We start from the raw sequence: 20,625 nt of genomic DNA on the forward strand, positions 1-20,625 counted from the left end.
TCTGTTTCAGGCCCGGGTTCATCCCGGGACTGCAGTCCATGCCGGTCAGACGGTGCGAAAAATTGCCACCGCCGAGACCAGCGAAATCAATGTCCCGAACCACAGGTTCGAGATTTCAACTCCCTCCTCGCCGATCGGCAGCGTCGCGATCGGATCGGAACCGACGAAGCCGATCCACAACAGGTGGATGACGGCCGCCGCGATCAGCGACAGGAACAGCCGGTCGCCGCGCGTAGTGGGGATGCGCAGAATGCCGATGCGCTCGGCTTCGGGATAAGCGACTGCGAGCCATGTCATGGTGCCGAGTGTAAGCGCCAGCAGGCCGAAGAAGATCGCCGTCGGCGGCGTCCAGGCCATCCACGCGATATTTTCCATGACGACCTCCTAAACTCGGCCAAGCGCGAAACCGCGCGCGATGTAATTGCGGACGAACCAGATGACGAGGGCGCCGGGGATGATGGTCAGCACGCCGGCTGCGGCGAGCAGGCCCCAATCCATGCCAGAGGCCGATACAGTGCGCGTCATGACCGCCGAGATCGGCTTGGCATTCACTGAGGTCAGCGTGCGCGCGAGCAAAAGTTCGACCCAGGAGAACATGAAACAGAAGAACGCGGCGACGCCGATGCCCGATGCAATCAGCGGCACGAGAATCTTCACGAAGAACTTCGGGAACGAGTAGCCATCGAGAAACGCCGTCTCGTCGATCTCGCGCGGCACACCTGACACAAAGCCTTCGAGGATCCACACCGCCAGCGGCACGTTGAACAGGCAATGTGCCAGTGCCACCGCCCAAGGCGTATCGAACAGGCCGATGGCTGAATAGAGATTGAAGAACGGGAGCGCGAATACCGCAGGCGGCGCCATCCGGTTCGACAGCAGCCAGAAGAACAAGTGCTTGTCGCCGAGAAAACGATAGCGCGAGAACGCGTAAGCTGCCGGCAGCGCGAAGGAGATCGACAGGATGGTGTTGATGATGACGTATTTCAGCGAATTGATATAGCCGGAATACCAGCTCTCATCGGTGAAGATGCGCGTGTAATTCTCCAGCGTCGGCTGGTGCGGCCACAGAGTCATGGTCGAGACGATCTCGCCATTGGTCTTGAAGCTCATATTCACGAGCCAGTAGATCGGCAGCAGCAAGAACACCAAAAACAGTAACAGGATAATGCGACGCCCAGGGATCGTATGCATCAGACCGCTCCCTCGCGCTTGGTGTGATCGACGCCGGCATTGGTCATCACGGTGTAGAATATCCAGCACACGATCAGCACGATGATGTTGTAGACCAGCGACAGCGCCGCGGCTTTGCCGAGATCGAACTGGCCGAGCGCGATCTTGACGAGCTCGATGGAGACGAAGGTGGTCGAATTGCCAGGGCCGCCGCCGGTGACGACGAAGGGCTCGGTATAGATCATGAAACTGTCCATGAAGCGCAGCAGCACGCCGATCAACAGCACGCGATTGAGCTTGGGTAGCTGGATCGCGCGAAACACCGCCCAGCGCGACGCGCCGTCGATTTGCGCAGCCTGATAATAGGCGTCGGGAATCGACTTCAGGCCGGCGTAACACAACAGCGCGACGAGGCTGGTCCAGTGCCAGACATCCATCACGATGACGGTGGCCCACGCATCAAACTCGTTCGACACGTAATTGTAGTCGATGCCCATATGATTGAGCGTGTAGCCGAGCAGGCCAATGTCGGGACGCCCGAAGATCTGCCAGATGGTGCCGACCACGTTCCATGGAATCAGCAACGGCAGCGCGAGGATCACGAGACACACCGCAACGCGCCAGCCGTCGCGCGGCATCGACAATGCGACGAGAATGCCGAGCGGTACTTGAATGGCGAGGATGATCGCCGAGAACGCGAGATTACGCGCGAGCGAGGCGAAGAAGCGCCCGCCAAGATCGCTGGAGGGATCCAGCAGTTCCTTGAACCAGCCGACGCCGTTCCAGAAGAACTGGTTGTTGCCGAAGGTGTCCTGCACCGAATAGTTCACCACCGTCATCAGCGGCAGCACCGCTGAGAACGCCACGATAAGAAACACCGGCAGGACGAGGAACCAGGCTTTTTGATTGACGGTCTTGTCCATCACGCAACCCCTTCGACAAGGCGGCTGTCGGCATAAACGTGCACCCGCGACGGGTCGAACACCAGCCCGACATCGCTACCCGGGACCGAAAATCCATGGGGTACGCGCGCAGCGAATTTGACGCCGCCGATGCGGACGCGCGCAAAACTGACGCGGCCGAGATCGTCGACGCGTTCGACCTGCGCCAGCAGCAAGCCCGGCGCGGGCGTCGCAACATGGACGAATTCGGGGCGAACGCCGATTTCGATTGTGGCACCTGTTGGCAACTTGTCGTAGCTGCGCTGCAACGCGATGACGTGCCCCCCAATGCGCGCTTCGCGACCGCTCACTTCGGCGGGTACAATATTCATGCCGGGCGAGCCGATGAAATAGCCGACGAATGTATGCGCGGGCTTGTCGAACAGCTCTTGCGGCGTACCGGACTGCACGACACGGCCGTCATGCATCACCACCACCGTATCGGCGAAGGTCAGAGCCTCGGTCTGGTCGTGGGTCACGTAGATCATCGTGAGGTCAAGCGCGCGGTGCAGCGCCTTGAGCTTCGAGCGCAATTCCCATTTCAGCGCGGGATCGATCACCGTCAACGGCTCGTCGAACAGCACCGCAGCAACATCGGAACGCACCAAGCCGCGGCCAAGTGAAATCTTCTGCTTGGCATCAGGCGTCAGCCGCGTCGCCTTGCGGTTGAGATAGGGCGTGAGATCGAGCAACTTGCCGATCTCGGCCACGCGTGCGTCGATCTGCGCCTTCGGCACGCCGCGATTCTTCAATGGGAATGCAAGATTCTCGCCCACGGTCATCGTGTCGTAGATGACTGGAAACTGGAACACCTGCGCGATGTTGCGCTTCTGCGTCGACAGCGGCGTGATATCCTTGCCGTCGAACAGGATCTGGCCACGCGTCGGCGTGACAATGCCGGAGATCAGGTTCAGGAGGGTGGTCTTGCCGCAGCCGGATGGTCCGAGCAGCGCATAGGCTCCTCCCTGGCGCCAGGTCATGGAGATGGGCTTGAGCGCGAATGATTCCGGGTCGGCATCATTGCCGCTATAGGACTGCGCGAGATCGACGAGATCAATGCGGGCCATGTTACGCTCCCTGCGTCTGGTTGGGAGCGGCAACCAGACGGTCGCTGCCATCGAAAACGAACAGATTGGCGGGGTCGAGCACAGCGTCGAGCATGTGCCCGGGCAGGAATTCGTGCACGCCCTGCAGAACTGCGACCCAGTTCGACGCATCGCGCTTCAGATGGACGAAGCTTTCCGAACCGGTGATTTCGGTCACAGTCACTTCGGCTGGAAACGCATGCCGTCCGGCGAGGCCATGAGCAACTTCGAGCTGATGCGCGCGGAAGCCAACGCGATAGCTGCCGTCGGCGAGGTCTGCATAGAGCCCGCTGGCGGGCGCCGTCGCGCCGCCGGCATAGTGCACATTGCCGTTCTTCTTCTCGATCGCCACCAGATTGAGCGGCGGATCGGAGAACACTTCGGCGGCCTTGAGAGTCTCGGGATGGCGATAGACTTTGGAGGTCTGGCCGACCTGCAAAACCTGGCCTTCCCACAGACACACGGTGCTGCCGCCCAACAAAAGCGCTTCGGAAGGCTCCGTCGTCGCATAGACGAAGATCGCGCCGGAGGCCTCGAATATCTTCGGCAATTCGGTGCGCAATTCCTCGCGCAGCTTGTAGTCGAGATTGGCGAGCGGCTCGTCGAGCAGCACGAGATCGGCGCCCTTGACCAGCGCGCGGGCAATCGCCGTGCGTTGCTGCTGGCCGCCGGAGAGTTGCAACGGCATGCGCTTCAGATAGGGCTCAAGCTTGAGCAAGGCCGCGGCCTCGTGCACGCGGGTTTCGATCTCCGCTTTCGGCTTGCCCTGCACGCGCAGCGGCGAGGCGATATTCTCATAGACCGTCAGCGAGGGGTAATTGATGAACTGCTGATAGACCATCGCCACCGAGCGCTTGCGGATATCGACGCCGGTGACGTCCTTGCCATCGACCAGCACACGACCTTGCGTCGGCTTGTCGAGACCGGCCAGCAGCCGCATGATCGAGGTCTTGCCGGCCAGCGTTGGTCCGAGCAGCACGTTCAGTGTGCCCCTTTCCAGCGTCAGCGAGACGTCACGGATCGTCGTGACGCCGTCCATCATCTGCGAGACGTGATCGAGCGCAACGCTCATGACCGCGCTCCTGCCTGCTGGACGGCTGGTGCCGGTTGGCTGCGATTGGCGTCGAGCCACGTATCCAGCGCCGCGATCTCACCCTTGGAGAGACGCAGGCCGAGCTTGGAACGGCGCCAGACAATATCTTCCGCACTCACGGCCCATTCATTAGCCATGAGATAGCGCACTTCGCGCTCGGTTAGCGTTGCCCCAAAGGCCTGACCGAGATCGGCCGGCGATTTCGCAGTGCCCAGCATCTTGGCTGCGCGCGTGCCATAGGCATGCGCCAGACGGTTGGCATGGGCCGGCGTCAGGAACGGATAGTCGCGCAACAGCTCTGCGATGAGCGCCTCGACGGCAGAGACGTCGAAATCGCCACCAGGCAGCGTGGCATGGGCCGTCCAGCCTTCCTTCGCCTTGGTGCCCTTCAGATACGGCGCAAGCTTCTGCAAGGCTTCTTCGGCAAGGCGGCGATAAGTCGTGATCTTGCCGCCATAGATCGATAGCAACGGCAGGCCTCCAGGCAGATCGAGTTCGAACACATAATCGCGCGTCGCCGCCTTGGCCTCGTTGGCGCCGTCGTCATAGAGCGGACGCACGCCGGAATAGGTCCACACCACGTCTTCGGCCAGCACAGGCCGTGCGAGATATTCGCTGACAGATTTGCAGAGATAGTTGATTTCGTCGGCCGAGATTTTCACATCGGCGGGATCGCCATGATAATCGATATCGGTGGTGCCGATCAGGGTGAAATCGCCCTGATAGGGAATCGCAAACACGATACGACCATCGGCATTTTGGAAGATGTAGGCACGGTCGTGATTGTAGAGCTTTGGCACCACGATATGCGAGCCCTGCACAAGGCGGACTTTCGCCTTAGCATTCACGCCGGCACCGACCGCCAGAACATTCTCGACCCACGGACCACCGGCATTGACCAGCGTGCGCGCGCTGATGGTCGAGCGGTCGCCTGTCGCCGTATCCTGCACCGTGACCTGCCACATCCCGTCGGCCTGCCTAATCTCGGTTGCGCGCGTGCGCGTGCGGATCTCAGCCCCCCGGTCGGCGGCATCACGCGCGGTGAGCACGACAAGGCGCGCATCATCTACCGAGCAGTCGGAATATTCAAAGCCACGCTTGAACCGGCCGGGCGCCAGCGGCTTGCCGGTCTCGTCGCGGGTGAGGTCGAGCGTGCGCGTCGGGGGCAGAAGTTTACGGCCTCCGATATAGTCGTAGAGGAACAAGCCCAAGCGCAGCAGCCAGGCGGGCCGCAGACCGGCGTGATGCGGCAGCACAAAACGCAGGGGGCGGATGATATGCGGCGCGATCTGCCAGAGAACTTCGCGTTCCAGCAGCGCGTGGCGCACCAGCTTGAAGTCGTAATATTCGAGGTATCGCAACCCGCCATGGATCAGCTTGGTCGACCAGGACGAGGTGCCGCTGGCCAGATCGTTCATCTCGCAAAGGAACACCGAATTGCCGCGGCCGACGGCGTCGCGGGCGATGCCGCAGCCGTTCACACCGCCGCCAATGATTGCGAGGTCGTAGATCTGACCCACCCCGTCTCCCCTCCTGCGCCAATCGTCTGGCGCCTTCCTTCGGACGCGCCATCTTCGCTTTCAGCGATTTTACTTTCGCTTTCGATTAAAGCACAACCAAAAACGAAAGCAACTGGCCTTTTGGGGTCTGAACAGGCTCTAAAGTGGGGGCGGTTCGGGTTCCAGATCGTCAGAATCGTCCGCGGACCCCGGCAAGGCCGCGATGACCTGCACGCCCCGGCTCCGGCAGATCTCCTGCAAAGAGGGCGGCAGAGGGACGTCGGTCACGAAGGTCTGGATCTGGCTGATATGGGCGATGCGGACGGCCGCGCTGCGCCGGAGCTTGGTCGAATCGCAGACCAGCATGACGCTGCGGGCATTGGCGATGATCGCCTGCGCCGCCTGCACCTCGCGATAATCGAAGTCGAGCAGCGCGCCCTCCTCGTCGATCGCCGAGGCGCCGATGATGGCGTAATCGACCTTGAATTGACCGATCAGCTTGATCGCCGTGGAGCCGATCACCGCGCCATCGGAGCGGCGCACGGTGCCACCGGCCACGATCACCTCGATATGCGGATGCCGGTACAGCATCATCGCCACATTGAGGTTGTTGGTGATGACCAGCAGATTCTCGTGATTGATGAGTGCGCTTGCGACTTCTTCCGTAGTGGTGCCGATATTGATGAACAGCGACGAGCCATTGGGAATCTGCGCCGCGGCAGCAACGCCAATCGCCTTCTTCTCCTCGGCGGCCACGAATCGCCGCGCTTCATAAGCGAGGTTTTCAACGCCGGAAGCGACGATGGCGCCGCCGTGGATACGCGTCAGCAGGCGCTGGTCGCAGAGATCGTTGAGATCCTTGCGGATGGTCTGTGCGGACACCTCGAAGCGCCGCACCAGGTCGTCGACCATCACGCGGCCAAAGGCGCGCGCGTGATTCAAGATTTCGGATTGGCGATGGGTCAGGCTAGCAGTCACAACAACACCTCGGATGAAGTGTTTCCATGGTGCGGGTGTTGGCGGCAATGGTCAACGCATCACCAGCGCAGACGCTATGCGCTTCGGCGCCGCCATGTCGTCGGATCATCGCCCGCTAGGGCGTCACAGCGGCCTGGATACCCTGCGCGAACTGGAAAGCCGCGCGTTCAGCTTCGCGCGCATTGCGAAACAACTGGCCTTCCATGGGGTTGAAACGGTGAGACGCGGCGAAGAACCTGTACCCACCGGGATCGCGAACCACGATGCCGGCAGCCTGCGATGAGACTTCGATGATGTAAGTGTCTGACATGGCGGCCCCCTACGCGATAGGCGATGCATATTCCGGGCCACCAACTCGAATGGGAGTATTTCGTTCCAGCCAGTGTTTAGAATCGCTCAGGTCGAGATCGTCGCATCCGGACGCTTGATCGCCTGCGGACGGCCATCCTCGTCAATGGACACAAAGGTGAAATTGCCGTCGGTCACCAGGATCGGGGCGTTTTCGTTGCGGCGAAGCACCCAGGCTTCGATATGCACGGTGAGTGACGTGCGGCCCATCCGCACCAGTTCCGCATGCACGGACACGACGTCACCGACATGAACGGCCTTGCGGAATGTCATCGCCTCGATGGCGACGGTGACCGTGCGCGTCTTCGCCACCTTGGCGGCAAAGATGCCGCCGCCGAGATCCATCTGGCTGAGCAGCCAGCCGCCAAAAATATCGCCATTGGCATTGGTATCCGCCGGCATCGCCACCGTGCGAATGGTGAGATCGCCGGTCGGTTCCGCATCCAGCCCCGTCACTGGCTGCGTCTTTGATTCAGTCATGTGCAAAGCCTGCCGCAAATAGAGTCATCACTTGAACGAGTCCCACCCGGCATCGGGCGCGAATCGATCGCCAAACTTAGCAGCGAGAGTCCGCAGCGTCGCAGTGACGTTCTCGGCACCGCGGGTCCGCGCATAGTTCAGCGGGCCTCCGCGGAACGGCGCATAACCCGTTCCAAAAATCATTGCGCCATCGACCACATCGGGATTATCGACGATGCCTTCGCGCAGACAGGCGACGCAGACATTCGACATCGGCAGCACCAGGCGATCGATCATCTCCTGCGTCGGACGGGCCGTCGCGACCGCGCTGGAACTCTTCTCGGCCTTGCCGTCACGCCATGTATAGAAGCCGCGGCCGGTCTTCTTGCCAAGCTCGCCCTTGTTGACCTTCTCGCGGAGCCAGGCCGGCGTCGGTGGCAGCAGGTCGCCGAACTTCGAGCGCAGCATGTCGCCGACGGCCAGGCAGATATCGAGCCCGACCTGATCGGCCAGCTCGATCGGACCCATCGGCATGCCGAACTGTTCGGCCGCGGCGTCGATGGTTTCCTTGTCGACCTTCTCCTCCATCAGCATCATCGCCTCGAGCATGTAGGGCGTGAGCGCGCGGTTGACGAGGAAGCCCGGCGAGCTCTTCACCGGCAGCGGCAGACGATCGATCGCGCCGACGAAGGCCGTGGCCTTCTTCAGCATGTCCTGGTCCACGCCATCATGACTGACGACCTCGACCAGCTGCAGGCGCGAGACCGGGTTGAAGAAATGCAATCCCAGCAGCCGCTCCGGCCGCGCCAGTGTGCTGCGCAGATCCTGCAGGGGAATGCTCGACGTGTTGGTGGCGAGGATCGCATCCGGCTTCATGCGCGGTTCGATGCCCGCATAGACCTTCTGCTTCAGTTCGAGCTTTTCCGACACGGCCTCGATGATCAGGTCGGCATTGCGCACGCCCTCGCCATCCATGTCAGGAATCAGGCGATCCAGCGTGTCGCGCTGATCGGTGCGCTTGCGGATGACCTTGCTGTAAAGATCGGCGGCGCGCTTCATGGCGCCCGCGATCGGTTCGGGCTTCATGTCGGCCAGCGTGACGCGGATGTCCTGATGCGCGCACCACGCCGCGATGTCGCCGCCCATGGCGCCGGCGCCGATGACATGGACATGCTTGATCGTGTTGCCGTCACCGGCGAGCTTCTTCATCTGCTCGCGCAGAAAGAAGACACGGATCAGGTTCTGCGCCGTCGGCGTCACCATCAGCCGGGCGAAGGACGCCTTTTCGGCATTGAGCATCGCCGCGCGATCGCCGCCGTGCTTCTCCCACAGCTCGATCAGTGCATAAGGCGCGGGATAGTGCTCGCGCGGCGCCGCCTTGCTGGCCTCGGCGACCATGCGCGATGCGAGAATCCCGCGCACCGGCGAGAAGTTCATGATCGGGATCAACGCACTCGGCTTGGCGCGCTTGAGCTTGCCGAATACTGCGTCCCTCGCGGCGTTGCGGACATGGCGTTCCTCGGTCACCGCATCGACAAGACCGATCGCCTTCGCCTTGCGTGCGTCGATAGTCTTGCCGGTCAGCATCAGCGGCATGGCCTGCATGGGACCCACCAGATGCGTGAAGCGCGCGGTGCCGCCCAAACCTGGATGCAGGCCGAGCATGACTTCCGGAAAACCGAACCGCGCACCGTCAATGGCGATACGCATCTGGCAGGCCAGTGCCACTTCGAGGCCTCCGCCCAGGCAGAAACCGTGAATGACGGCCACCGTCGGGATCTTCAGCGCCTCGAAGCGATCGATCACGGCGTGAGCGCGGCTGATCTGCGTTTCCACTTCCAATGGGTCGCTGGCGCCGCGAAATTCATTGACGTCGGCGCCGGCAATGAAGCCGGAGCTCTTGGCCGAACGAACCACGATGCCGGTCGGGCGCTGAGCTTCCAGCGCGTTCAGCACCTGATCGAATTCTTCCAGCACCACAGCTGACAGCGTATTGGCGCTCGCATCGGCGCGGTCAAACAACAGCCACGCGATGCCATCGGCATCGCGCGTCAGCTTGAAGTGGCGATAGGCGCCTGATGTGTCAGGAGCCGGCCCGAGTTCGAGCACGCGATCCTTGAGAACGTCCATGATCTTGCTATCCATGACGCCCTCACACCGTCTCGATCAACATCGCACCACCGAGGCCGCCGCCGATACATTCGGTCGCGATTCCCCTTTTGGTGCCGAGCCGCTTCATTGCGTTGACGAGATGCAGCACGATGCGGTTACCGGACGTGCCGACGGGATGGCCGAGGCTGATCGCACCGCCATCGACATTGAGCCTGGCGCGATCGATCTCGCCGGCGGCGCCAGCGAGGCCGAGCACCTCGCGGCAGAATTTTTCGTCTTTCCAGGCGGCAAGACAGCCGAGGACCTGCGTGGCGAAGGCTTCATTCAACTCCCAGGTCTCGATATCCTGAATCGTCATGTTGTTGCGCTTCAACAGATCGTTCGACGACAACACCGGACCGAGCCCCATGATCGACGGATCGAGCGCAGACCACTGGCTGTCGACGATCACAGCCTTCGGCGTGAGGCCATGTTTCGCCACCGCGTCTTCGGACGCAAGGATCGTCCATGACGCGCCATCGGTGATCTGCGAGGAATTGCCGGCGGTGACCTGCCCCCACGGACGTTCGAATACCGGCTTCAGTGTCGCGAGCTTGTCGACCGATGAATCCGCGCGGACGCCGTCATCGTGGTCGTAGAAATTGCCCTTGCGATCGAAGGCGGTCTCGACCTCGCCTTTCAGCCAGCCCTGTTCCTGCGCATGCGCAAGGCGCTTGTGGCTTTCGACGGCATAGGCATCGGCCTGCGCGCGCGTGATGCCGAACAGATGCCCGACTTTCTCGGCAGTCTGCCCCATATTGAGTTCGGTGATCGGATCGGTGAGACCGCGCTCGAGGCCGATGATCGGCTTGAAGTAAGCGGGGCGCGCCTTGGCGATTGCGGCCACCTTGCCGAGCACGCCCTTGGCCATGGCCAGCCCGGCGAACCACCGCACGCCGTTCTGCGGCCAGACCAGCGGCGCGTGGCTGAGCGCTTCGGCACCACCGGCGAGGATCAGATCGGCATTCCCCTCGCGGATGTAGCGATAGCCGGTGTCGATCGACTGCATGCCGGAGCCGCAATTGATCTGCACGGTGAAGGCCACCATCGCCTCGCCCATGCCGAGCCGAAGTGCTGCGACGCGCGCGGGATTCATCTCGTCGGCGATGACATTGACGCAACCGAGGATCACCTGATCGAAGGCATCGGGCGCAAATGGCTGCCGCGCCAGCAGCGGGCGACCGCATTGAACGGCAAGATCGACAGGGGTGAACGGACCGGGACCGCTGCGCGCCTTCAGGAACGGCGTCCGGCTGCCGTCGACGATATAGACTGGTCTTGTCATGAAAGTCTTGCCATCAGCCTGCTGCCCGCTGCTCACCAAGGTCCTGGAAGAATTGATGCACGTTATCGGACTTTTTATAGCCGGGCGACAGCTCCTCCGGCGCGAAGTGATCGACCTCGATCACCAGCTTGACCGCTTCCTGCGCGGCGGCGAGCTTTTCGCCCTCGGCCTGAGTGATGACGCCCTGTGCCACTGCATCCTTCCAGTTATTGAGCTTCGCCGTACGGATGCGCTTGGCAATATCGTCACTCGATGTCACCAGTTTGAACGCTTTCTCCAGCCGCGCCAGACCGCGGTCATCATCCACATGCGACAGATCCGGCGTCAGGCGATCGCGCGTCGCCGACGGCTCCAGGATCATCTGCGCGCAGCGATGCACCACGCGATCCGAAGGCCCGAGCACCGATGCACCATATGGCTGCACGATGAATTTGAGGATGCCGGCGACAAAGCGGTTCGGCAGGTTGGCCAAAATCTCCGCAAAGCGGTTCTCGATGGTCTTGAAGCCGGACGCCATACACCATTCAAGTGCCGGCAGGTCCTCCTGCTGACGGCCTTCGTCCTCCCAGCGCTTCAGCACTGCCGAGAGCAGATAAAGCTCGGAGAGAATATCGCCGAACCGCGCCGACAGCATTTCCTTGCGCTTCAACGCTCCGCCCAGCGTCAGCAACGCCATGTCGGCGCACAATGCGAAGGCCGAGGAATAACGCGAGAGCTGGCGATAGAACTGTGTGGCATCGCCGGCATCCGGCGCCGGCGCAAATATCCCGCCGGTCCAGCAGCGGCCCCAGGCGCGGAAAAGCGTGGTGACGCTGTGGCCGATATGTTTCCAGAACGCGGCGTCGAAGGCGTCGAGGCCCTTCGCCTTGTCGGAATCGCCGAGCGCATTCATTTCCTGAAGCAAATAGGGATGCGCGCGGATGGCACCCTGCCCGAACACGATGAGATTGCGCGTCAGGATGTTGGCGCCCTCAACCGTGATGCCCACCGGCACCGCGCGATACAGATTGCCCATATAATTCTGCGGCCCGTCGATCACGGCCTTGCCGCCATGGATGTCCATGGCATCGTCGATGGCGACGCGCATGCGCTCGGTGGCATGCAGCTTCATGATGCCAGAGATGACCGCGGGATGATGGCCCAGATTGAGCGCCGCCGAGGTCAGGCGTCGTGCGGCATCGAGCAGATAGGCCGTGCCGGCGATGCGCGCCAACGGCTCTTCGATGCCCTCGAATTTGCTGATCGAAATGTTGAACTGCTCGCGGATGCGCGCATAAGCGCCGGTGGTGCGCGCTGCATAGGCGGCACCGGCCGCCGACAGCGACGGCAATGAGATGCCACGACCGGCGGCGAGCGCCGACATCAGCATCTTCCAGCCCTGCCCCAAGCGCTCCTGACCGCCGATAATGTAATCGAGCGGGATGAAGACGTCGCGGCCCCAGTTCGGGCCGTTCTGGAACACCTGCATCGACGGCAGGTGGCGCTGGCCGATCTCGACGCCCGGCAGGTCGTGCGGGACCAGCGCGACGGTAATGCCAAGCTCGTCCTGATTGCCGACCAGATGATCGGGGTCATAGGCCTTGAAGGCCAAACCGATCAGCGTCGCGACGGGGCCGAGCGTGATATAGCGCTTGTGCCAGTTGAGGCGCAGGCCGAGCACTTCCTTGCCCTCGAATGTGCCCTTGCAGATGATGCCGCTGTCGATCATCGACGCGGCGTCGGAGCCCGCTTCAGGGCTGGTCAAGCCGAAACAGGGAATGTCGCTTCCATTGGCGAGACGCGGCAGCCAGCGCTGGCGCTGCGCGTCGGTGCCGAACTTCATCAGCAGTTCACCGGGACCCAATGAATTGGGCACCATCACGGTCACGGCGGCGACCACCGAGCGCGACGAGATCTTCCTGACAACTTCCGAATGGGCATAGGGCGAGAAACCGAGACCGCCATATTCCTTCGGGATGATCATGCCGAAGAACTTTTCGCGCTTGATGAACTCCCAGACGTCCGGCGGCAGATCGCGCAATTCCCAATTGATCTTCCAGTCGTCGATCATCTCGCAGAGACGATCCACCGGCCCGGTCATGAAGGCCTGTTCTTCGTCCGTCAGTGTTGCCGGTTTCACCGCCAGCAGCTTGGCCCAGTCCGGATTGCCGGTAAACAGGTCCGCATCCCACCAGACGTCGCCAGCCTCAAGCGCCTCGCGCTCGGTGTCCGACATCTTCGGCAGCACGCCCTTGGCCCAACCGAAGATCGGCTTGGTGAGGTAATCGCGGCGCAAGCTGGACGAGCTCATGGAGGCTTCCTCTCGATCGAGGCAACCGGCAGTCCGGGCGGACAGCGGGCGCCAAAAGGCAGACGCTCTTAGCAGGACGGTGTTGGTGTCACCTTAGCTTTCGCATTGATATTCAAGCGAAATTTCACAACATCGAGCCATGATTAACGGCAGGATACCGCAACGGTTCCCAAAATGCGATTTCTCGCCGCGTGACCAGTGGTCGCGCAACCGAAGCGCCGAAAGAATAGCCAGCCTCAGTCCGGGCGGGCCATCTCGAACATGGCGTCCTGCTTGATGTGGAAGTAATCGCCGCGGCGACCGGCGCGCAGGATCGGGCCGGCCAATGCAGTCTGGTACACGCCATCCACAATCAGGGTCTTGTCGATATGGACGGCGACGACCTCGCCCATGGTGAGGAAGGCATTGGCCGGGGCACCGTTCGCGCCCTTGAGCTCGATGATCTGGGTCACTTTGCATTCGAAAGCGACGCGGGCTTCGCCGACCCGTGGCACATTGACAAACTTGCTCGGCACCGGCGTCAGACCGGCAAGCTCGAATTCATCCACTTCCGGGCCAACACTCGCGGCCGTCGCATTCATCTGCTTGGCCAGATCCATGGTGGCCAAATTCCAGACGAATTCCTTCGTCGCCTGCATGTTGCGGGCAGAGTCCTTGATCCCGATGCTGGAGAAGCCGATCAGCGGCGGGGTGTAATTGAAGGCATTGAAGAAGCTGTACGGCGCCAGATTGACGTGGCCATTGGCATCCCGAGAGGAGACCCACCCGATCGGACGCGGACCGATGATGGCATTGAAAGGATCGTGCTTGAGGCCGTGGCCGTTGACGGGCTCGTAGGTATGCAGATCGAATGCGGTCACGCGGAAGATCCCCTGAATTGACGTCAGGGGAATCGTCTAGCCCCGCGGGGCCAACCCGGCAAGAACGAAGTCGATCATCTGGTCCAAGGTCGGGCCAGGCTTCGTCGCGCATTGGGCGATCATCTGCGGGTGAAAGAACCGCATCATGGCGGTGCAGGCGCACATGGCCGCCAGTTCGACATCCGGGGCATGAAACTCGCCCTTGGCAGCGCCGTCCGCGATGACGCCACCTATGGTAACGGTGATCCGCTCCATATGAGCGGTGCAGACATCCCAACTCTCTTCCATGGCGATAGCGACCATCTCATGCAGCTTGGCATCGCCAACATAGCGTTCGGCATTCATCTCATGGATCGACGTCAGCAGTTCGCGGAGCCGCGCGGCGGCTGGCTGCGGATTTTCAGCAATCGCTCCAGCGGCCTCTTCAACTTCCCCCATCAGCCGCTGCGCCACGGCCGAGATGATCGACTTCTTCGAATCGAAGAAGCGATAGACGTTGGCCGGCGACATCCGCAGCACCTTCGCGATGTCGGCGACGGTGGTCTTCTGGTAGCCGATTTCGCGAAACAGCTTTTCCGCGACCACAACGATGCGGCCTCGCATATCGGCTTCGACGTGTTCAGAAATCAGAGTCATCTGAGATAACAGTCTTCAGCTATTCGGCAGCAAGCGGAAAGGCCTGCTTCTTGTCGTGATGGTGCGGTGCGTGATGATCCACATCCTCACCCGATCCGCGTTCATCCAGGCTCTTGCGAAACCATAGGGCATAGAGACCCGGGAGATACAACAACGTCAAGAACGTCGCCACAAACAATCCACCCATGATGGTGACCGCCATCGGGCCCCAGAAGGCCGAACGCGACAGGGGGATCATCGCCAGAATGGCCGCCAGCGCCGTCAGGATGACCGGACGCGCACGGCGCACGGTCGCCTCGACGATGGCTTCGCGGCGGGTCAGGCCGTGCTGCACGTCGGTTTCGATCTGATCCACCAGAATGACGGCGTTACGCATGATCATGCCCGCCAGCGCGATCAGGCCGAGCAGCGCCACGAAGCCGAATGGCTTGTTGGCGACGTTCAGGGCCAGCGAGGCGCCGACGATGCCGAGCGGCGCCGTCAGGAACACCAGGATCAGTCGCGAGAAGCTCTGCAACTGCACCATCAGCAGCGTCAGCATGATGATCATCATCAGCGGAAACAGCACGGCAATCGAGGCATTGCCCTTGCTGGATTCTTCCACCGCGCCGCCAATCTCGATGCGATAGGCGGGCTCCAGGCTGTCGCGGATCTGCTGAAGTTGCGGCCAGATCTGGTTGGTGACATCCGGCGGCTGCACGCCATCGACAACGTCGCCGCGCACTGTGATCGCCATGTCGCGGTTGCGGCGCCAGAGGATCGGCTCCTCATGGGCGTATTCGATCTTCGCCACCTGCGACAACGGCACCGGAACGCCGTTGCGCGAGATGATGGTAAGATCGCCCACACGGCCGAGATCGAGGCGTTCCGACGGAACGGCACGGGCGACGACACCAACTTTCTCGATGCCGTCACGCACGGTCGTGACCGATGCGCCGGAGATCAGCATCGCCAGGGATTGTGACAACTCCTGCGGCGTCAGGCCGAGCGCGCGGGCGCGGTCCTGGTCGACCACCAGCTTGAGGGACGGCGTCTGCTCGTTCCAGTCGAGCTGCGGATCGACCATGTTCTTGTTGGCGCGCATCACTTCGCGCACTCTGTAGGCGATGTCGCGCACGGTCGCCGTGTCCGGCCCAATGACGCGGAACTGGACGGGGAAGCCAACCGGCGGACCGAAGTTGAACCGATCGACGCGCACGCGGGCTTCCGGCAACTGACCATCCGCCACGGCCTTCTCGATCTTGGCCTTGATGCGCTCACGTGCCTCGACATCCTTCGACACGATCACGATCTCGGCGAAAGCTTCATTCGGGAGCTGTGGATTAAGGCCGAGCCAGAAGCGCGGCGACCCGCGGCCCACATAGGCCGTGTAAGTGGAGATGTCCTTGTCATCCTTGAGCAGCTTCTCGGCGTCCTTGACGGCCTTTTCGGTGACGCCGAACGCCGTGCCTTCCGGCAGGCGAAGCTGAAAGAACAGTTCGGGGCGTTCCGACAGCGGGAAGAACTGCTGCTGGACGTGACCGAAGCCGACGATGGCGACGATGAAGATACCGACGGTGGCAGCCACCACCTTGATGCGATGCGTGACGCACCACTGCACGACGCTGCGCAGACCGCGATAGATGCGCGTCTCATAGACTGCATGCGGATCGTGATTGGCCTTGCCGTGGGCAGCAAAATTCGGCAGCAGCTTGACGCCGATATAGGGCGTGAAGATCACCGCGACGAACCATGAGGCGATCAGCGCAATCGCGACCACCCAGAAAATGCCACCGGCATATTCGCCGACGGCGGAATTGGCAAAGCCGATCGGCAGGAAGCCGACGGCCGTGATCAGCGTGCCGGTGAGCATCGGAAACGCCGTGGACTCCCAGGCAAAAGACGCCGCGCGCACGCGGTCCCAGCCCTGCTCCATTTTTACTACCATCATCTCAACCGCAATGATCGCGTCGTCGACCAGGAGGCCGAGCGCGATGATCAGCGCGCCGAGCGTAATACGGTGCAGGTCCATGCCCATCGCGTTCATGACCATGAAGACGATACCGAGCACCAGCGGCACCGACAGTGCGACTACGATGCCGGTACGCCATCCGAGCGCCAGAAAGCTCACGAACAGCACGATCCCCAGCGCCTCGATGAATGAGTGCGTGAATTCGCCGACGGCGTGTTCCACCACCAGCGGCTGGTCGGCGATCTGCTCGACATTGATGCCCTGCGGGACGGCGACCATGAACGCGTTCTTGGCCTTTTCGACGTCCTTTCCTAGTTCGAGAATATTGGCGCCGTTGGCCGTCACCACGCCGATGCCGAGTGCGTATTGGCCCTTCTGCCGGACCTTGAAATCCGGCGGATCGACGAAGCCGTGGCTCACCGTCGCGATATCGCCGAGGCGGAACGTCCGCCCGTTGCTCTCCACTGGAGTTTCCGCGACGGTCTTCACGCCGTCAAGCGCACCGGTGACGCGCAGCGGCACGCGCTGCGACGAGGTTTCCACCGTACCGGCCGGCTGGATCGCATTCTGCTTGGCGAGCGAGTCGAACAGCGTCTGCGGCGTGAGGCCGAGCGTCGCCAGCTTGGCGTGGGAAAATTCGACGAAGATGCGTTCGTCCTGGGTGCCGTAGAGATTGACCTTGGTGACACCCTTCACCTTCAACAGGCGCTGGCGCAGGCCTTCGGCAACCTTCTTCAACTGCGCGAAGTCCGCGCCATCGCCGGTCATCATGTAGAGAATGGAATCGACGTCGCTGAACTCGTCATTGACCGTTGGCCCAACCAGATTGGCAGGCAGACTGCCCTGCACGTCGGCGAGCTTCTTGCGCAGCAGATAGAACAGGAACGGCACGTCCTTGGCCGGCGCGTTGTCCTTGAACGTGACCTGCAGTGCAGTGAAGTTCGGCTTCGAATAGGTCTGCACCTTGTCGAAGTAAGGCAGCTCCTGCATCTTTTTCTCGATGGGATCTGCAACCTGCTCCTGCATTTCCTTGGCCGTCGCGCCCGGCCAGATCGCCGTGACGTTGACGACCTTCACCGTGAAGGACGGATCTTCAGCGCGGCCAAGCTTCTCGTAAGAGATGAAGCCGCCAACACCGAGCGCGATGATCAGAAACAGGATCAGCGCGGGATGAGCGACGGCCCAGGCGGAGAGGTTGAAGCGATGCATCGGCTTCGTCCTTTGAATGCGAGTGTCTTAAAACGACAATGCGGAGACGACGTGGACCTTCAGCGCCGGGTCGAGCTTCTGCACGCCCAGCGTCACCACCTTGGCGCCTTCATCGACGCCGCCTGAGATGATGACATCGTTGCTCTCATAGGACTTCACCTTGACGGGCTGCAGCGCGACCTCGCCCGATGCGCTCACCACGTAAAGCGACGGGGTGTTGCCCTGGCTGAACAGCGCCGAGAGCGGCACGCGCGCAACGCGCTCGGTGGCGGGATCGGAGAGCGTCAGCGTGGCGGTCATGCCGAGCGACACCTTGTCGTCGGCCTCAGGCAGCGAGAACTTGGCGAGATAAGTGCGCGTCGCGGTGTCGGCATTGGGTGCGAGTTCACGCAGCTTGGCAGCATATTGCTTGCCGGGCTCGGACCACAGCGTCACGCTGGCTTTGCCTTCCTTGGCGCGGCCGACCAGCGTTTCCGGAATTGAAACCACCGCCTCCTTCTCGCCAAAACGCGCGACACGGATGGCGGCCTGGCCGGCAGCCACAACCTGACCGGCATCAACCAGTGTCGACGTGACAACGCCGCGGGTGTCCGCGATCAGGGTCGCATAAGACAGGCTGTTCTTGGTGAGCTCGACCGAGCGCTCGGCACGATTGAGGCGGGCACGGGCCTCGTCACCGGACGCCTTGGCCTGATCGAGCTGCGCCTGAGTAGACCAGCCCTTGCTGCGCAACTCGGTGGCGCGGCCTTCGGCGGCGCTGGCATTGGCCAGCACGCCGGTGGATGCATTGAGTTCGGCAACGGCCTGCTCGGCCTGCAGCTTCAGATCGACCTCATCGAGGGTGGCCAGCGGCTGGCCAATCTCGACCGTCTGGCCAACCTCCACGAGACGTTTGGCGACCTTGCCGGTGACCCGGAAGCCCATATCGGTCTCGATCCGCGGGCGGATAGTGCCGACGAAGCTGCGCTGCGGCGATTCCGGCTCGTAATGCACGGTCGCGACCAGAACGGGCCGCGTCGGCTTGGCTTCAGCCTCGGTTTTCTTGCCGCAGCCGGCCAGAGCAAGCGCCGGGATCAGCAAAAGCGCGGCAGCGAGTGGCTTGCGGAAAGCGCTGACATGGGTATGGCCGGGCATCGCGAGGCATCCTTCGAATGACTGTTCGAAGGAAACTTAGGCCTGACCACTGACGAATGTCAATATTCGTCAGTGGTCACGATTTCGCTAGATTGCTGCACCGCATCGCGGCCTTATTTCGCCCGTGCAGGTTTGCCGGTAGCCGCGAACTCCGTTGCCGTCCCGTGATTACCGACGAGCACGAGGATACCAGCCACCAGCGGCATGGCCGCCAGAACCAGAAGCCCGGTCGAGGTGCTACCCGTCAGCTCCTTGACCCAGCCGATCAGATAGGGACCGCCGAAGCCGGCGAGATTGCCGATCGAATTGATCAGCGCGATGGCGCCGGCAGCGGCGGTACCGCTCAGCCACGCCGTCGGCAGCGTCCAGAACAAAGCAAACGTGCAGAACACGCCGATTGCCGCGACCGTCAGCGCGACCATGGTCAGCGTCGGATTGGTGGAGATGCCGGACAGCGCGAGCGCCACGGCGGTCAGCAGCAGCGGCAGACCGACATGCCAAACGCGCTCGCGGGTCTTGTCGGAATGCTGGGCCCACAGCACCATCGCGATGGAGCCGAACAGATAGGGAATTGCAGTGACGAAGCCGGTCTGCAGATTGGTGAAGCCGAACGCCTTCACGATCTGCGGCAGCCAGAACTGCATGCCATAGAGTGCGCCAACGAAACCGAAATAGATCACGCTCAACATCAGCACCTTAGGCGACGACAGCGCCTGCCCCAGCGTCATGCCATGGGCGCTTTCCTTGGCGAGACGCTCGCCTTCGAGCTTGTCGGACAGCCACATTTTCTGGTCGGGCGTCAGCCATTCGGCCTTTTCAGGCTTGTCGGTGAGATAGAACCAGGTGACGACCCCAAGAATGACCGACGGAATACCTTCGATGATGAACAGCCACTGCCAGCCCTTGAGGCCCATGACACCGTCGAGCCCCAGCAGCATGCCGGAGATCGGCGCGCCGATCACCGTGGACACCGGGACCGCAATCGCAAAGGCCGCAAGGAAGCGCGCACGATATTCGGCCGGAAACCAGTAAGTGAGATAGAGGATGATACCGGGGAAGAAGCCGGCCTCGGCGACACCGAGCAGGAAGCGCAGCGTGTAGAAGCTCCCCGGGCCGCTGACGAGCGCCATCAGCGCGGAGATGATGCCCCAGCTCACCATAATGCGCGCGATCCAGCGGCTGGCGCCGAATTTCTCCAGTGCGATGTTGCTGGGAACCTCAAAGATAAAATAACCGACGAAGAAGATGCCTGCGCCCCAGGCGAACACCGTCGGCGAGAAATTCAGTTCGGCGTTCATGGTGAGTGCTGCGAAGCCGAGATTGACCCGATCGAGATAGGCGAGGAAATAAGCCAGCACCAGAAACGGGATCAACCGCCACGAAATGGCGCGGATGGTCGAGGTTTCGATGTCAGATTTCGCGCTGCGCACGGCGCGCGCGCCGACGGCGGTCTGGCTCATGGTTCACTCCCGGTCGTTTGTTGTCGGCAACGGCCTCTATGGGCCGCGCTGTCATGTCGCACGGTTTAGCGAAAGA

17 protein-coding genes are annotated in these 20,625 nt (G+C 62.0%); all 17 read right to left on the minus strand.

The window, feature by feature from the left end; all coding sequences use genetic code 11:
* Nucleotides 1-45: 45 nt before the first annotated feature.
* Nucleotides 46-375, minus strand: a complete 330-nt coding sequence (locus AB8A33_RS23205; RefSeq protein WP_089262582.1) for a DUF2160 domain-containing protein — start codon at nucleotides 373-375, stop codon at nucleotides 46-48.
* 9 nt (nucleotides 376-384) lie between these two features.
* Entirely contained in the window at nucleotides 385-1,191 is an 807-nt protein-coding gene (locus tag AB8A33_RS23210) for a carbohydrate ABC transporter permease (protein WP_120288339.1), read from the minus strand.
* A complete protein-coding gene (locus tag AB8A33_RS23215; RefSeq protein ID WP_439094908.1) occupies nucleotides 1,191-2,093 on the minus strand; it encodes a carbohydrate ABC transporter permease in 903 nt (300 codons plus the stop codon). Before AB8A33_RS23215 ends, AB8A33_RS23210 begins: the two co-directional genes overlap by 1 nt.
* Nucleotides 2,093-3,178 carry an ABC transporter ATP-binding protein gene (locus tag AB8A33_RS23220; RefSeq protein WP_439094909.1) on the minus strand — a complete coding sequence of 362 codons (1,086 nt, stop codon included), beginning with the start codon at nucleotides 3,176-3,178 and terminating at the stop codon, nucleotides 2,093-2,095. The genes AB8A33_RS23215 and AB8A33_RS23220 overlap by 1 nt, the downstream gene beginning before the upstream one ends.
* 1 nt (nucleotide 3,179) lies before the next feature.
* Nucleotides 3,180-4,268 carry an ABC transporter ATP-binding protein gene (locus AB8A33_RS23225; RefSeq protein WP_439094910.1) on the minus strand — a complete coding sequence of 363 codons (1,089 nt, stop codon included), beginning with the start codon at nucleotides 4,266-4,268 and terminating at the stop codon, nucleotides 3,180-3,182.
* Nucleotides 4,265-5,809 carry a glycerol-3-phosphate dehydrogenase gene (gene glpD / locus AB8A33_RS23230; RefSeq protein WP_439094911.1) on the minus strand — a complete coding sequence of 515 codons (1,545 nt, stop codon included), beginning with the start codon at nucleotides 5,807-5,809 and terminating at the stop codon, nucleotides 4,265-4,267. The genes AB8A33_RS23225 and glpD overlap by 4 nt, the downstream gene beginning before the upstream one ends.
* A 138-nt stretch (nucleotides 5,810-5,947) precedes the next feature.
* Complete coding sequence (locus AB8A33_RS23235) at nucleotides 5,948-6,766, minus strand: DeoR/GlpR family DNA-binding transcription regulator (protein ID WP_439094912.1); 819 nt, start codon at nucleotides 6,764-6,766, stop codon at nucleotides 5,948-5,950.
* A 115-nt stretch (nucleotides 6,767-6,881) separates the two neighbouring features.
* Nucleotides 6,882-7,076 carry a hypothetical protein gene (locus AB8A33_RS23240; protein ID WP_093759633.1) on the minus strand — a complete coding sequence of 65 codons (195 nt, stop codon included), beginning with the start codon at nucleotides 7,074-7,076 and terminating at the stop codon, nucleotides 6,882-6,884.
* An 86-nt stretch (nucleotides 7,077-7,162) separates the two neighbouring features.
* A complete protein-coding gene (locus AB8A33_RS23245; protein WP_439094913.1) occupies nucleotides 7,163-7,594 on the minus strand; it encodes an acyl-CoA thioesterase in 432 nt (143 codons plus the stop codon).
* A gap of 27 nt (nucleotides 7,595-7,621) precedes the next feature.
* Nucleotides 7,622-9,718: a 3-hydroxyacyl-CoA dehydrogenase NAD-binding domain-containing protein gene (locus AB8A33_RS23250; RefSeq protein WP_439094914.1), complete on the minus strand. Its 2,097-nt coding sequence runs from the start codon at nucleotides 9,716-9,718 to the stop codon at nucleotides 7,622-7,624.
* Between the two features lie 7 nt (nucleotides 9,719-9,725).
* Nucleotides 9,726-11,009, minus strand: a complete 1,284-nt coding sequence (locus AB8A33_RS23255) for an acetyl-CoA C-acetyltransferase (RefSeq protein WP_439094915.1) — start codon at nucleotides 11,007-11,009, stop codon at nucleotides 9,726-9,728.
* 13 nt (nucleotides 11,010-11,022) lie between these two features.
* Complete coding sequence (locus tag AB8A33_RS23260) at nucleotides 11,023-13,299, minus strand: acyl-CoA dehydrogenase (protein ID WP_439094916.1); 2,277 nt, start codon at nucleotides 13,297-13,299, stop codon at nucleotides 11,023-11,025.
* Nucleotides 13,300-13,535: 236 nt separating this feature from the next.
* The gene (locus tag AB8A33_RS23265; protein ID WP_439094917.1) at nucleotides 13,536-14,159 is read right to left on the minus strand and encodes a flavin reductase family protein; all 624 of its coding nucleotides are present in this window, start codon (nucleotides 14,157-14,159) and stop codon (nucleotides 13,536-13,538) included.
* Between the two features lie 36 nt (nucleotides 14,160-14,195).
* Nucleotides 14,196-14,795, minus strand: a complete 600-nt coding sequence (locus AB8A33_RS23270; RefSeq protein ID WP_092139748.1) for a TetR/AcrR family transcriptional regulator — start codon at nucleotides 14,793-14,795, stop codon at nucleotides 14,196-14,198.
* Between the two features lie 19 nt (nucleotides 14,796-14,814).
* Nucleotides 14,815-17,955, minus strand: a complete 3,141-nt coding sequence (locus AB8A33_RS23275; protein ID WP_439094918.1) for an efflux RND transporter permease subunit — start codon at nucleotides 17,953-17,955, stop codon at nucleotides 14,815-14,817.
* Between the two features lie 27 nt (nucleotides 17,956-17,982).
* The gene (locus AB8A33_RS23280) at nucleotides 17,983-19,089 is read right to left on the minus strand and encodes an efflux RND transporter periplasmic adaptor subunit (protein ID WP_439094919.1); all 1,107 of its coding nucleotides are present in this window, start codon (nucleotides 19,087-19,089) and stop codon (nucleotides 17,983-17,985) included.
* A 113-nt stretch (nucleotides 19,090-19,202) separates the two neighbouring features.
* Nucleotides 19,203-20,549, minus strand: a complete 1,347-nt coding sequence (locus AB8A33_RS23285) for an MFS transporter (protein ID WP_439094920.1) — start codon at nucleotides 20,547-20,549, stop codon at nucleotides 19,203-19,205.
* Nucleotides 20,550-20,625: the final 76 nt, after the last annotated feature.

It is taken from the genome of Tardiphaga sp. 813_E8_N1_3, assembly GCF_051811025.1.
In the GTDB taxonomy this organism is placed as follows: Bacteria; Pseudomonadota; Alphaproteobacteria; order Rhizobiales; family Xanthobacteraceae; genus Tardiphaga.

Coding starts and splice junctions, on each gene's coding strand:
- AB8A33_RS23220 (WP_439094909.1), bottom strand. CDS start 3,178: ATGGCCCGCATTGATCTCGTCGATCTCGCGCAGTCCTATAGCGGCAAT.
- AB8A33_RS23260 (WP_439094916.1), bottom strand. CDS start 13,299: ATGAGCTCGTCCAGCTTGCGCCGCGATTACCTCACCAAGCCGATCTTC.
- AB8A33_RS23275 (WP_439094918.1), bottom strand. CDS start 17,955: ATGCATCGCTTCAACCTCTCCGCCTGGGCCGTCGCTCATCCCGCGCTG.
- AB8A33_RS23245 (WP_439094913.1), bottom strand. CDS start 7,594: ATGACTGAATCAAAGACGCAGCCAGTGACGGGGCTGGATGCGGAACCG.
- AB8A33_RS23240 (WP_093759633.1), bottom strand. CDS start 7,076: ATGTCAGACACTTACATCATCGAAGTCTCATCGCAGGCTGCCGGCATC.
- AB8A33_RS23225 (WP_439094910.1), bottom strand. CDS start 4,268: ATGAGCGTTGCGCTCGATCACGTCTCGCAGATGATGGACGGCGTCACG.
- AB8A33_RS23205 (WP_089262582.1), bottom strand. CDS start 375: ATGGAAAATATCGCGTGGATGGCCTGGACGCCGCCGACGGCGATCTTC.
- AB8A33_RS23255 (WP_439094915.1), bottom strand. CDS start 11,009: ATGACAAGACCAGTCTATATCGTCGACGGCAGCCGGACGCCGTTCCTG.
- AB8A33_RS23285 (WP_439094920.1), bottom strand. CDS start 20,549: ATGAGCCAGACCGCCGTCGGCGCGCGCGCCGTGCGCAGCGCGAAATCT.
- AB8A33_RS23270 (WP_092139748.1), bottom strand. CDS start 14,795: ATGACTCTGATTTCTGAACACGTCGAAGCCGATATGCGAGGCCGCATC.
- AB8A33_RS23215 (WP_439094908.1), bottom strand. CDS start 2,093: ATGGACAAGACCGTCAATCAAAAAGCCTGGTTCCTCGTCCTGCCGGTG.
- AB8A33_RS23250 (WP_439094914.1), bottom strand. CDS start 9,718: ATGGATAGCAAGATCATGGACGTTCTCAAGGATCGCGTGCTCGAACTC.
- AB8A33_RS23280 (WP_439094919.1), bottom strand. CDS start 19,089: ATGCCCGGCCATACCCATGTCAGCGCTTTCCGCAAGCCACTCGCTGCC.
- AB8A33_RS23210 (WP_120288339.1), bottom strand. CDS start 1,191: ATGCATACGATCCCTGGGCGTCGCATTATCCTGTTACTGTTTTTGGTG.